The following is a 12,410-nucleotide window of genomic DNA, read 5'->3' as shown; positions in this document are numbered from 1 at the left end:
GCCGCAGCGTCGAAGGCTGGCCCGGTCCGCTCGGATCAGACCTCGTCGTGCTGGACCGCGCGGCGCGCGTCGGCGTCCAGGACGCCCCAGCCGATGAGCTGCTCGGTGAGGACCGAGGGCGACTGGTCGTAGATCACGGCGAGGGTGCGCAGGTCGTCCTGGCGGATCGACAGCACCTTGCCGTTGTAGTCGCCGCGCTGGCTCTGGATCGTCGCCGCGTAACGCTGCAACGGCCCGGCCTTCTCCGACGGCACCTGGGAGAGCCGCTCGAGGTCGAGGACGAGCTTCGGCGGCGGCTCGGCGGCGCCACCGGGCGCGGTACCGGGCAGCAGCTCCTGCACGGGGACACCGTAGAAGTCCGCCAGCTCGGCGAGCCGCTGCACGGTCACCGCGCGGTCGCCACGCTCGTAACTGCCGACGACGACCGCCTTCCAGCGGCCCTGGGACTTCTCCTCGACACCGTGGAGGGAGAGACCCTGCTGCGTGCGGATGGCCCGGAGCTTGGCTCCGAGCTGTTTGGCGTAATCGCTGGACATAAGGCTCCCCGGATGGACACGTGGTAACTCACTGTGAGGTTACGCAGCGTAATTTGGCTTCGTCAAGCCGAACGGGCCACGCAAGGCCCCCGGCGGCCCCTCCGACCAGGCCTGGTACGGTGGAGCGCGTAACCCAGACGTCCTTTAAGGCCCGTCCAGTGAGGCGGGGAAGGAGGTCACCGACCCATGGTCGAAGACCGTAACGTTTCGGCGCGTCCCGTCCTGGAGGCGCCGGACATCGCGCGGGTCCTCACCCGCATCGCCCACGAGATCGTCGAACGCGCCAAGGGCGCCGACGACGTGGTGCTCCTCGGCATCCCCACCCGCGGCGTCTTCCTCGCCCGCAGGCTCGCCGACAAGCTGGCCGGCATCACCGGCCGCCAGACCCCGGTCGGCTCGCTCGACATCACGATGTACCGCGACGACCTGCGCCTGAAGCCCGCCCGCGCCCTGGAGCGCACCGAGATCCCCGGCGACGGGATCGACGGCCGCCTGGTGGTCCTCGTCGACGACGTGCTCTTCTCCGGCCGCACCATCCGCGCCGCGCTCGACGCCCTGGGCGACATCGGCCGCCCCCGCGCGGTCCAGCTGGCCGTGCTGGTCGACCGCGGCCACCGCGAGCTGCCCATCCGCGCCGACTACGTCGGCAAGAACCTCCCCACCTCGCTGCGCGAGACCGTCAAGGTCCAACTGGCCGAGAACGACGGCCGGGACGCCGTGCTGCTCGGCGCACGGGACGAATAGGGCCCGTCCGCCCGCGGGTCCGCTCACCCCTGCGCGCCCGCGACCAGCCGCTCCCTGCCACCGCTTCGTACCCATCCGGAGTCATATCTGATGAAGCGTCACCTCATCTCGGCCGCCGACCTCACCCGTGACGACGCCCTGCTGGTCCTCGACACCGCCGAGGAGATGGCCCGGGTCGCCGACCGGCCGATCAAGAAACTCCCCACCCTGCGCGGCCGCACGGTCGTCAACCTCTTCTTCGAGGACTCGACCCGCACCCGCATCTCGTTCGAGGCCGCCGCGAAGCGGCTGTCCGCGGACGTGATCAACTTCTCCGCCAAGGGCTCCTCGGTCTCCAAGGGCGAGTCCCTCAAGGACACCGCGCTCACCCTGGAGGCGATGGGCGCCGACGCCGTCGTGATCCGCCACCACGCCTCCGGCGCCCCGCACCGCCTCGCCACCTCCGGCTGGATCGGCGGCTCGGTGGTCAACGCGGGCGACGGCACCCACGAACACCCCACCCAGGCCCTGCTGGACGCCTTCACCATGCGCCGCCACCTGGCCGGCGCCCCCGACGGCGGCCCGACCTTCCACCGCGGCCCCGGCGACGGCACCGGGCGCGACCTCGAAGGCCGCCGCATCACCATCGTCGGCGACGTCCTGCACAGCCGCGTCGCCCGCTCCAACGTCGCGCTGCTGGGCACCCTGGGCGCCCACGTCACCCTCGTCGCGCCGCCCACCCTGCTGCCGATCGGGGTCGAGTCCTGGCCCTGCGAGGTGAGTTACGACCTCGACGCGGTGCTCGCCAAGTCCGACGCCGTGATGATGCTGCGGGTGCAGAGCGAGCGGATGAACGCCGCCTTCTTCCCCACCGAGCGCGAGTACGCCCGCCGCTACGGCCTGGACGGCGCCCGGATGGCCGCCCTGCCCGAGCACGCCATCGTGATGCACCCCGGCCCGATGAACCGCGGCATGGAGATCACCGCCGAGGTCGCCGACTCCGGCCGCTGCACCGTCGTCGAGCAGGTCGCCAACGGCGTCAGCGTCCGCATGGCCGTGCTCTACCTGCTGCTGGGCGGCAACGAGCCCGCCGTCGCCACCGCCACCCCCCGCACCGAGGAGACCAAGCAAGCATGAGTACCACCCTGATCCGCGGCGCGAAGCTCCTCGGCGGTGAGCCGACGGACGTCCTGATCGACGGGGAGACCGTCGCCGCCGTCGGCGCCGGCCTGACCGCCCCCGAGGGCTCGACGGTGGTCGAGGCCGAGGGCCTGGTCGCGCTGCCGGGCCTGGTCGACCTCCACACCCACCTGCGCGAGCCGGGCCGCGAGGACTCCGAGACCGTGCTGACCGGCACCCGCGCCGCCGCCGTCGGCGGCTACACCGCCGTGCACGCCATGGCCAACACCTTCCCCGTCGCCGACACCGCCGGCGTCGTCGAGCAGGTCTGGCGGCTCGGCCGCGAGTCCGGCTACTGCGACGTGCAGCCGGTCGGCGCCGTCACCGTCGGCCTGGAGGGAAACAAGCTCGCCGAACTGGGCGCCATGGCCGAGTCCGCCGCCGCCGTACGGGTCTTCTCCGACGACGGCAAGTGCGTGGACGACGCGGTCATCATGCGCCGCGCCCTGGAGTACGTGAAGGCCTTCGACGGCGTCGTCGCCCAGCACGCCCAGGAGCCCCGGCTGACCGAGGGCGCCCAGATGAACGAGGGCGCGGTCTCCGGCGAACTGGGCCTGCGCGGCTGGCCCGCGGTCGCCGAGGAGTCGATCATCGCCCGCGACGTGTTGCTCGCCGCGCACGTCGGCTCCCGCGTGCACATCTGCCACCTGTCGACCGCAGGCTCGGTGGAGATCGTGCGCTGGGCCAAGTCCAAGGGCTGGAACGTCACCGCCGAGGTCACCCCGCACCACCTGCTGCTCACCGACGAACTGGTGCGCACCTACAACCCGGTCTACAAGGTCAACCCGCCGCTGCGCACCGAGGCCGACGTGATGGCGCTGCGCGAGGCGCTGGCCGACGGCACCATCGACTGCGTCGCCACCGACCACGCCCCGCACCCGCACGAGGACAAGGACTGCGAGTGGGGCGCCGCCGCCATGGGCATGGTGGGCCTGGAGACCGCGCTGGCCGTGGTGCAGCACACCATGGTCGACACCGGCCTGCTGGACTGGGCGGGCGTCGCCGACCGCATGTCGCTGCGCCCGGCCGCCATCGGCCGCCTCGCCGGTCACGGCCGTCCCGTCGCGGCGGGCGAGCCCGCCAACCTGACGCTGGTCGATCCGGCATACCGTGGGGTGGTGAACCCCGCCGGCTTCGCCTCCCGCAGCCGCAACACCCCGTACGAGGGTCTCGAGCTGCCGGGCCGGGTGACCGCCACCTTCCTGCGGGGCAAGGCGACGGTCATGGACGGGAAGCTCACGTGAACGCAACCACACTGCTGCTGGCCGAGGCGAAGCACTCGGCGAAGATCACCGACCTGAGCGGACGGCTGGAATGGCTCGCCGTCTTCGTCGTGCTGGTCGCGCTCGTCTACTGGCTGATGTGGCGGGCCTGGCGCAAGCGCGCCGCCCGCCAGTCCGACCTGCCGGAGCTGCCCGCGATCCCGGCCGACCCGGGCACGCCCGTCGCCGAGCTGTCCGGCCGCTACCACGCCAGCACCACCGCCGGTGACTGGCTGGACCGGATCGCCGCCCGGGGCCTGGGCACCCGCAGCCTGGTCGACCTGACCCTGACCGAACAGGGCGTGGTGGTACGCCGTCCGGCCGCCACCGACTTCTTCATCCCGTCCGCCGCACTGCGCGGCGCCCGCCTCGACAAGGGCATCGCGGGCAAGGTGGTCCCCGAGGGCGGCCTGCTGGTCATCACCTGGAGCCACGGCGACCGAGTGATCGACTCCGGCTTCCGCTCCGAACACCCCGCCGAGCACCCCGCGTGGGTCGAGGCCGTCAACAACCTGAACACCACGAGGGAAGGCGCACGATGACCACCTCCACCAGGGGGGACCGCACCCCCGCCGTACTCGTCCTGGAGGACGGCCGCGCCTTCCGCGGCCGCGCCTACGGGGCGGTGGGGGAGACCTTCGGCGAAGCGGTGTTCTCCACCGGCATGACCGGCTACCAGGAGACCCTGACCGACCCCTCCTACCACCGCCAGGTCGTCGTGATGACCGCGCCGCACGTCGGCAACACCGGCGTCAACGACGAGGACCCGGAGTCGAAGCGCATCTGGGTCTCCGGCTACGTGGTCCGCGACCCCGCCCGGGTGCCGTCCAACTGGCGTTCGGTGCGCACCCTCGACGAGGAGCTGGCCGCCCAGGGCGTCGTCGGCATCCAGGGCGTCGACACCCGCGCCCTCACCCGCCACCTGCGCGAGCGCGGCGCCATGCGCGTCGGGATCTTCTCCGGCGACGCGGTCGCCGACGACGCGGCCCTGCTGGAGCGGGTCCGCCAGGCCCCCGAGATGACCGGCGCCGACCTGTCGCGCGAGGTCGCCACCGCCGAGGCGTACGTCGTCCCGGCGATCGGCGAGAAGAAGTACACCGTGGCCGCCCTCGACCTCGGCATCAAGGGCATGACCCCGCACCGCATGGCCGAGCGCGGCATCGAGGTGCACGTCCTGCCCGCCACCGCGACCGCCGAGGACGTCTACGCGGTCGCCCCGGACGGCGTCTTCCTGTCCAACGGCCCCGGCGACCCGGCCACCGCCGACCTGACCGTCATCCAGGCGGTGCTGGAGCGCGGCACCCCGCTGTTCGGCATCTGCTTCGGCAACCAGCTGCTGGGCCGCGCCCTGGGCTTCGGCACGTACAAGCTCAAGTACGGCCACCGCGGCATCAACCAGCCGGTGCAGGACCGCTCCACCGGCAAGGTCGAGGTCACCGCCCACAACCACGGCTTCGCCGTCGACGCGCCGCTCGACCGGGTCAGCGACACGCCCTACGGCCGCGCCGAGGTCTCCCACGTCTGCCTCAACGACGACGTGGTCGAGGGGCTGCGGCTGCTCGACAAGCCCGCGTTCAGCGTCCAGTACCACCCCGAGGCGGCGGCGGGCCCGCATGACGCGGCCTACCTCTTCGACCGCTTCGTGACCCTGATGGAGGGCCAGCGTGCCTAAGCGCACCGACATCCAGTCCGTTCTGGTCATCGGCTCCGGCCCGATCGTCATCGGCCAGGCGGCCGAGTTCGACTACTCCGGCACCCAGGCCTGCCGGGTGCTCAAGGCCGAGGGCCTGCGGGTCATCCTGGTCAACTCCAACCCGGCCACGATCATGACCGACCCGGAGATCGCCGACGCCACCTACGTCGAGCCGATCACCCCGGAGTTCGTCGAGAAGATCATCGCCAAGGAGCGTCCGGACGCCCTGCTGCCGACCCTCGGCGGCCAGACCGCGCTCAACACCGCGATCTCCCTGCACGAGTCCGGCGTCCTGGAGACGTACGGTGTCGAGCTGATCGGCGCCCGCCCCGAGGCCATCCACAAGGGCGAGGACCGCGACCAGTTCAAGACCGTCGTCGAGGCGGTCCGCGCCAAGATCGGCCACGGCGAGTCGGCCCGCAGCGTCATCTGCCACTCCATGGAGGACGTCCTCGCGGGCGTCGACACCCTCGGCGGCTACCCGGTCGTGGTGCGCCCGTCGTTCACCATGGGCGGCGCGGGCTCCGGCTTCGCGCACGACGAGGAGGAACTGCGCCGCATCGCGGGCCAGGGCCTGACGCTCTCGCCCACCACCGAGGTGCTCCTGGAGGAGTCCATCCTCGGCTGGAAGGAGTACGAGCTGGAGCTGATGCGCGACAAGCACGACAACGTCGTGGTCGTCTGCTCCATCGAGAACTTCGACCCGATGGGCGTGCACACCGGCGACTCCATCACCGTCGCCCCGGCGATGACGCTGACCGACCGCGAGTACCAGATCCTGCGCGACATCGGCATCGCCGTCATCCGCGAGGTCGGCGTGGACACCGGCGGCTGCAACATCCAGTTCGCCGTCAACCCCGCCGACGGCCGGGTCATCGTCATCGAGATGAACCCCCGCGTCTCGCGCTCCTCGGCGCTGGCGTCCAAGGCCACCGGCTTCCCGATCGCCAAGATCGCGGCCCGCCTCGCCGTCGGCTACACGCTGGACGAGATCCCCAACGACATCACCGAGCAGACCCCGGCCTCCTTCGAGCCGACGCTCGACTACGTGGTCGTGAAGGTCCCGCGCTTCGCCTTCGAGAAGTTCCCGGCCGCCGACGCCTCCCTCACCACCACCATGAAGTCGGTGGGCGAGGCGATGGCCATCGGCCGCAACTTCACCGAGGCACTGAACAAGGCGCTGCGCTCGCTGGAGAAGAAGGGCTCGCAGTTCGCCTTCACCGGCGCGCCCGGCGACAAGGGCGCCCTGCTGGAGGCCGCCCGGGTGCCCACCGACGGCCGGATCAACACCGTCATGCAGGCCATCCGCGCGGGCGCGACGGCGCAGGAGGTCTTCGAGGCCACCGCCATCGACCCGTGGTTCGTCGACCAGCTCTTCCTGATCAAGGAGATCGCCGACGAGCTGGCCGCCGCCCCCGAGCTGGACCCCGAACTGCTCGCCGAGGCCAAGCGGCACGGCTTCTCCGACGCCCAGATCGCCGGAATCCGCGAGCTGCGCGAGGACGTCGTGCGCGAGGTGCGGCACGCGCTGGGCATCCGCCCGGTCTACAAGACGGTCGACACCTGCGCCGCCGAGTTCGCCGCCCGCACCCCGTACTTCTACTCGTCCTACGACGAGGAGTCCGAGGTCGCGCCGCGGACCAAGCCCGCCGTGATCATCCTCGGCTCCGGGCCCAACCGCATCGGCCAGGGCATCGAGTTCGACTACTCCTGCGTGCACGCCTCCTTCGCGCTGTCGGCCGCGGGCTACGAGACCGTCATGGTCAACTGCAACCCGGAGACCGTCTCCACCGACTACGACACCTCCGACCGGCTCTACTTCGAGCCGCTCACCCTGGAGGACGTGCTGGAGATCGTGCACGCCGAGGCACAGGCCGGCCCGATCGCGGGCGTCGTCGTCCAGCTCGGCGGCCAGACCCCGCTGGGCCTGGCGCAGGCCCTGAAGGACAACGGCGTGCCCGTCGTCGGCACCTCGCCCGAGGCGATCCACCTCGCCGAGGACCGCGGCGCCTTCGGCCGGGTGCTCGCCGAGGCCGGCCTGCCCGCGCCCAAGCACGGCACCGCCACCACCTTCGGCGAGGCGAAGGCCATCGCCGACGAGATCGGCTACCCGGTGCTGGTGCGCCCCTCCTACGTGCTGGGCGGACGCGGCATGGAGATCGTCTACGACGAGACCCGCCTCGCCTCCTACATCGCGGAGTCCACCGAGATCAGCGCGGACCGCCCGGTGCTGGTCGACCGCTTCCTCGACGACGCGATCGAGATCGACGTGGACGCGCTCTACGACGGCACCGAGCTGTACCTCGGCGGCGTGATGGAGCACATCGAGGAGGCCGGCATCCACTCCGGCGACTCCGCCTGCGCCCTGCCCCCGATGACGCTCGGCGGCTACGACGTCAAGCGGCTGCGCGCCTCGACGGAGGCCATCGCCAAGGGCGTCGGGGTACGCGGGCTGATCAACATCCAGTTCGCACTGGCCGGCGACATCCTCTACGTGCTGGAGGCCAACCCGCGCGCCTCGCGCACCGTGCCGTTCACCTCCAAGGCGACCGCGGTGCCGCTGGCCAAGGCCGCCGCCCGCATCTCGCTCGGCGCCACCGTCGCCGAACTGCGCGCCGAGGGCCTGCTGCCCGCGAACGGCGACGGCGGCACGCTGCCGCTGGACGCGCCGATCTCGGTCAAGGAGGCCGTGCTGCCCTGGAGCCGCTTCCGGGACGCCTCCGGGCGCGGGGTGGACACCATCCTCGGCCCCGAGATGCGCTCCACCGGCGAGGTCATGGGCATCGACTCGGTCTTCGGCACCGCCTACGCCAAGTCGCAGGCCGCCGCCTACGGCGCGCTGCCGACCAAGGGCCGGGCGTTCGTCTCGGTCGCCAACCGGGACAAGCGGGCGATGATCTTCCCGGCCCGGGCGCTGGCCGCCCACGGCTTCGAGCTGCTGGCCACCTCCGGTACCGCCGAGGTGCTCAAGCGCAACGGCATCGAGGCCACCGTGGTCCGCAAGCAGAGCGAGGGCCCCGGCCCGAACGGCGAGCCGACCATCGTCCAGCTCATCCACGACGGCCGGGTCGACCTGATCGTCAACACCCCCTACGGCACCGGCGGCCGCCTCGACGGCTACGACATCCGTACCGCCGCCGTCGCCCGCGGCGTGCCGTGCCTGACCACCGTGCAGGCGCTCGCCGCCGCGGTGCAGGGCATCGACGCGCTGGGCCGGGGCGACATCGGCGTCAGGTCGCTCCAGGAACACGCCGAGCACCTGATCGCGGCCCGGGAGGCGTGACGCGACGCGAGGGGGACACCGAAGCGGTGTCCCCTCCGCGTGAGCCCGGCGGCCCGCCGCGCCGCCCCCGCCGCCCGGCTCGCCCCTCGCCCGTCCCGCCTTGGCCGCACCCTGCCGTGGAGAGTCCCTTATGTACCAGTTGTTCTTCCGTCTGATCTTCCGCCGCATGGACCCCGAGAAGGCCCACCACCTCGCGTTCCGCTGGATCCGGCTGGCCGCTCGCGTCCCCGTGCTGCGCACGTACGTCGCCGCCGTCCTCGCCCCGCGCGACGTACGCCTGCGCACCGAGGCGTTCGGGTTGCGCATGCACGGCCCGTTCGGGCTCGCGGCCGGGTTCGACAAGAACGCGGTCGCCATCGACGGCATGGCGATGCTCGGCTTCGACCACGTCGAGATCGGCACCGTCACCGCGCACCCCCAGCCCGGCAACCCGCGCAAGCGCCTCTTCCGCCTGGTCGCCGACCGCGCCCTGATCAACCGCATGGGCTTCAACAACGACGGCTCGGCCACCGTCGCCGCCCGCCTCGCGGAGCGCCGGGCGGCCTTCAAGGCCGTCGTCGGCGTCAACATCGGCAAGACCAAGGTCGTCCCCGAGGCGGAAGCCGTCGGCGACTACGTGACCTCGACCGAGCGACTGGCCGCCCACGCCGACTACCTGGTCGTCAACGTCAGCTCACCCAACACCCCGGGCCTGCGCGACCTCCAGGCCGTCGACCACCTGCGCCCGCTGCTGACCGCCGTCCGCGAGGCCGCCGACCGCACCGTGACCTCCCGCCGCGTCCCGCTGCTGGTCAAGATCGCGCCGGACCTCGCCGACGAGGACGTCGACGCGGTCGCCGACCTCGCCGTCGCACTCGGCCTGGACGGCATCATCGCCACCAACACCACCATCGCCCGCGAGGGCCTGGGCCTCACGAGCGCTCCCGCGCTCGTCGCGGAGACCGGCGGCCTGTCCGGCGCCCCCCTCAAGGCCCGCTCCCTCGACGTCCTGCGGCGGCTGTACGCCCGGGTCGGCGACCGCGTCACGCTGGTCGGCGTCGGCGGCGTCACCACCGCCGACGACGCCTGGGAGCGCATCCTCGCCGGGGCCACCCTCGTCCAGGGCTACAGCGCCTTCATCTACGAGGGCCCCTTCTGGTGCCGCGCCATCCACCGGGGCCTCGCCGAGCGCCTCGCCGCGAGCCCCCACGCCACCCTCGCCGACGCCGTCGGCGCGGACGTCCGCAAGGAGAACGCATCGTGACGACGGAGAGCTTCGGTGCCCGGCTGCGCCGCGCCATGGACACCCGCGGGCCGCTGTGCGTCGGCATCGACCCGCACGCCTCCCTGCTGGCCGCCTGGGGCCTGGACGACACCCCCGACGGCCTCGAACGCTTCTCGCTGACCGCCGTCGAGGCGCTGGCCGGTCGGATCGCGGTGCTCAAGCCGCAGTCCGCGTTCTACGAGCGGTTCGGCTCGCGCGGCATCGCCGTGCTGGAGCGCACGGTCGCCGAGGCCCGCGCGGCCGGCGCCCTGGTGCTGATGGACGCCAAGCGCGGCGACATCGGCTCCACCATGGCCGCGTACGCCGCGACCTACCTGGACCCGGCGAGCCCGCTGTTCTCCGACGCGGTCACCGTCAGCCCCTACCTCGGCTACGGGTCGCTGCGCCCGGCCGTCGAGGCGGCCCGGGAGTCCGGCTGCGGGATCTTCGCGCTGGCGCTCACCTCCAACCCGGAGGGCGCCGAGGTCCAGCACGCCCTGCGCCCGGACGGCACCACGGTCGCGGGATCCGTCCTGGGCCACCTGCGCGCCGAGAACGCGGGGGAGCGGCCGATGGGCTCGTTCGGCGCGGTGGTCGGCGCGACCCTGGGCGACACGATCGCCGCGGCGGGCATCGACCTCGACACCGGCGGGCCGCTGCTCGCCCCCGGCATCGGGGCGCAGGGCGCGACCCCGGCCGATCTGCCGGTGGTCTTCGGCGCCGCGCTGCCCAACGTGCTGCCGAGCGTCAGCCGCGACGTCCTGCGCCACGGCCCTGACGTCACGGCGCTGACGGCCGCCGCGGCCCGGATCGTGGAGGACGTCCGGGCGGTCGTCGAGGCCTGACCGGCCGCGACTGGCGTCACTTATGTCCGAAAAGTGACCTCAGATCGTCAGGGAATCGAGTCTGACCAGGACTTTTCGTCTGTTCTCGCTGACGGGAGCGGGTTCGCCCGCTAGTCTCCGACAGGAGAACGCACGTAAGCGCGTTGCTCGTTGCTCTGCGAGTGCGGAGCAACTAGGTTCCACACCGGTCAGTATCCGACAGTTCTACATCCGAGGTGACGTAGGCGTGGCTCTTCCGCCCCTTACCCCTGAACAGCGCGCTGCCGCGCTCGAGAAGGCCGCCGCGGCTCGCCGGGAGCGCGCCGAGGTCAAGAATCGTCTCAAGCACTCCGGCGCCTCCCTCCACGAGGTCATCAAGTCGGGCCAGGAGAATGAGGTCATCGGCAAGATGAAGGTCTCCGCCCTGCTGGAGTCCCTGCCGGGCGTCGGCAAGGTCCGCGCCAAGCAGATCATGGAGCGGCTCGGGATCTCCGAGAGCCGCCGCGTGCGCGGTCTCGGTTCCAACCAGATCGCCTCCCTGGAGCGGGAGTTCGGCGGCGGCGCCGCCTGACGGCCGTCGCCGTTTTCCGCCTGGGCGGAGAACCGGGATAATCGCTCCATGGCTGCACACTCCCGGGGGACGTCCCCCGTACCCCCGGACGTACGTCCGCGGCTGACCGTGCTCTCCGGCCCCTCCGGGGTCGGCAAGAGCACGGTCGTCGCTCATCTGCGCACCGTTCATCCGGAGATCTGGCTGTCGGTCTCCGCGACCACCCGCAAGCCCCGGCCGGGCGAGCGGGACGGCGTGCAGTACCACTTCGTCGACGACGACGTCTTCGACAAGCTGATCGCCAACGGTGAGTTGCTGGAGTGGGCCGAGTTCGCGGGCAACCGCTACGGCACCCCCCGGCAGGCGGTGGCCGACCACCTCGCGCAGGGTGTGCCGGTGCTGCTGGAGATCGACCTGCAGGGCGCCCGGCTGGTCCGCCAGTCGATGCCCGAGGCCCGGCTGGTCTTCCTCGCGCCGCCCAGCTGGGACGAGCTGGTGCGCCGGCTCACAGGCCGCGGCACCGAGTCGCCCGAGGTGATCGAACGGCGTCTGACGGTGGCCCGTACCGAACTGGCCGCCGAGTCGGAGTTCGACACCACCCTGGTCAACACCTCCGTCGAGGACGTGGCGCGTGAGCTGCTAGCCTTGATGGTGGACAGCTGACGGAACCGCGTTCCGCGTTTCCCGCGGCAGTCCAGTCAACCCCAGCAGCGAAAGGCAGAGCGTGTCCTCTTCCATCACCACGCCCGAGGGCATCATCAACCCGCCGATCGACGAGCTGCTCGAGGCCACCGACTCGAAGTACAGCCTCGTGATCTACGCGGCCAAGCGCGCGCGGCAGATCAACGCCTACTACTCCCAGCTCGGCGAAGGCCTGCTGGAGTACGTCGGCCCGCTCGTGGACACCCACGTGCACGAGAAGCCGCTGTCGATCGCGCTGCGCGAGATCAACGCGGGCCTGCTGACCTCCGAGGCCGTCGAGTCGGCCCAGTAAATCGGCCCAGTAAATCCGCGCGGTAATCAGCCCGTCAGGGCGACGCGGACGGCGCTTCGCGCGCACGCGAAGGCATCACCACCACGGGCCCGGCGGCCACCACCGCCGGGCCCGTGGTGTGTC

At 72.0% G+C, this 12,410-nt stretch carries 12 protein-coding genes; 11 read left to right on the top strand and 1 reads right to left on the bottom strand.

What is annotated here, in order from left to right; genetic code table 11:
* Positions 1 to 35: 35 nt before the first annotated feature.
* On the bottom strand, positions 36 to 536 hold the full coding sequence (bldD, locus tag K7472_RS05350; RefSeq protein ID WP_109454165.1) for a transcriptional regulator BldD: 501 nt from the start codon (positions 534 to 536) through the stop codon (positions 36 to 38).
* A 186-nt stretch (positions 537 to 722) separates the two neighbouring features.
* Here bldD and pyrR point away from each other — a divergent pair, with 186 nt between their 5' ends.
* From pyrR to rpoZ, 11 genes are all read left to right on the top strand, one after another.
* The gene (gene pyrR, locus K7472_RS05345; protein ID WP_109454166.1) at positions 723 to 1,280 is read left to right on the top strand and encodes a bifunctional pyr operon transcriptional regulator/uracil phosphoribosyltransferase PyrR; all 558 of its coding nucleotides are present in this window, start codon (positions 723 to 725) and stop codon (positions 1,278 to 1,280) included.
* A gap of 90 nt (positions 1,281 to 1,370) precedes the next feature.
* Positions 1,371 to 2,396 carry an aspartate carbamoyltransferase catalytic subunit gene (locus K7472_RS05340; RefSeq protein WP_222974512.1) on the top strand — a complete coding sequence of 342 codons (1,026 nt, stop codon included), beginning with the start codon at positions 1,371 to 1,373 and terminating at the stop codon, positions 2,394 to 2,396.
* The gene (locus K7472_RS05335; RefSeq protein ID WP_222974510.1) at positions 2,393 to 3,682 is read left to right on the top strand and encodes a dihydroorotase; all 1,290 of its coding nucleotides are present in this window, start codon (positions 2,393 to 2,395) and stop codon (positions 3,680 to 3,682) included. Before K7472_RS05340 ends, K7472_RS05335 begins: the two co-directional genes overlap by 4 nt.
* A complete protein-coding gene (locus K7472_RS05330) occupies positions 3,679 to 4,242 on the top strand; it encodes a PH-like domain-containing protein (protein ID WP_222974508.1) in 564 nt (187 codons plus the stop codon). Before K7472_RS05335 ends, K7472_RS05330 begins: the two co-directional genes overlap by 4 nt.
* Positions 4,239 to 5,372, top strand: a complete 1,134-nt coding sequence (gene carA / locus K7472_RS05325) for a glutamine-hydrolyzing carbamoyl-phosphate synthase small subunit (protein WP_222974506.1) — start codon at positions 4,239 to 4,241, stop codon at positions 5,370 to 5,372. Before K7472_RS05330 ends, carA begins: the two co-directional genes overlap by 4 nt.
* Positions 5,365 to 8,676 carry a carbamoyl-phosphate synthase large subunit gene (gene carB, locus K7472_RS05320; RefSeq protein ID WP_222974504.1) on the top strand — a complete coding sequence of 1,104 codons (3,312 nt, stop codon included), beginning with the start codon at positions 5,365 to 5,367 and terminating at the stop codon, positions 8,674 to 8,676. Before carA ends, carB begins: the two co-directional genes overlap by 8 nt.
* Positions 8,677 to 8,806: 130 nt before the next feature.
* The gene (locus tag K7472_RS05315; protein ID WP_222974502.1) at positions 8,807 to 9,919 is read left to right on the top strand and encodes a quinone-dependent dihydroorotate dehydrogenase; all 1,113 of its coding nucleotides are present in this window, start codon (positions 8,807 to 8,809) and stop codon (positions 9,917 to 9,919) included.
* On the top strand, positions 9,916 to 10,764 hold the full coding sequence (gene pyrF / locus K7472_RS05310; protein ID WP_372457921.1) for an orotidine-5'-phosphate decarboxylase: 849 nt from the start codon (positions 9,916 to 9,918) through the stop codon (positions 10,762 to 10,764). Before K7472_RS05315 ends, pyrF begins: the two co-directional genes overlap by 4 nt.
* 226 nt (positions 10,765 to 10,990) lie before the next feature.
* Positions 10,991 to 11,314, top strand: coding sequence for an integration host factor (locus tag K7472_RS05305; RefSeq protein ID WP_109454174.1), 324 nt, complete (start codon positions 10,991 to 10,993; stop codon positions 11,312 to 11,314).
* 48 nt (positions 11,315 to 11,362) lie between these two features.
* A complete protein-coding gene (gene gmk / locus K7472_RS05300; RefSeq protein WP_222974500.1) occupies positions 11,363 to 11,956 on the top strand; it encodes a guanylate kinase in 594 nt (197 codons plus the stop codon).
* A 61-nt stretch (positions 11,957 to 12,017) separates the two neighbouring features.
* Positions 12,018 to 12,287, top strand: coding sequence for a DNA-directed RNA polymerase subunit omega (rpoZ, locus tag K7472_RS05295; protein WP_109454176.1), 270 nt, complete (start codon positions 12,018 to 12,020; stop codon positions 12,285 to 12,287).
* The last annotated feature ends 123 nt before the right edge of the window (positions 12,288 to 12,410 follow it).

Origin of the sequence: Streptantibioticus parmotrematis (genome assembly GCF_019890615.1) — a bacterium.
GTDB lineage: Bacteria > Actinomycetota > Actinomycetes > Streptomycetales > Streptomycetaceae > Streptantibioticus_D > Streptantibioticus_D parmotrematis.
Note: the sequence above shows the minus strand (reverse complement) of the source record. Positions and strands in the feature narration are given on the sequence as shown.

Bases quoted from the DNA above. Each gene is read 5' to 3' on its own strand.
- gmk (WP_222974500.1), top strand. From the start codon at position 11,363: ATGGCTGCACACTCCCGGGGGACGTCCCCCGTACCCCCGGACGTACGT.
- K7472_RS05340 (WP_222974512.1), top strand. From the start codon at position 1,371: ATGAAGCGTCACCTCATCTCGGCCGCCGACCTCACCCGTGACGACGCC.
- K7472_RS05315 (WP_222974502.1), top strand. From the start codon at position 8,807: ATGTACCAGTTGTTCTTCCGTCTGATCTTCCGCCGCATGGACCCCGAG.
- pyrR (WP_109454166.1), top strand. From the start codon at position 723: ATGGTCGAAGACCGTAACGTTTCGGCGCGTCCCGTCCTGGAGGCGCCG.
- carA (WP_222974506.1), top strand. From the start codon at position 4,239: ATGACCACCTCCACCAGGGGGGACCGCACCCCCGCCGTACTCGTCCTG.
- K7472_RS05335 (WP_222974510.1), top strand. From the start codon at position 2,393: ATGAGTACCACCCTGATCCGCGGCGCGAAGCTCCTCGGCGGTGAGCCG.
- bldD (WP_109454165.1), bottom strand. From the start codon at position 536: ATGTCCAGCGATTACGCCAAACAGCTCGGAGCCAAGCTCCGGGCCATC.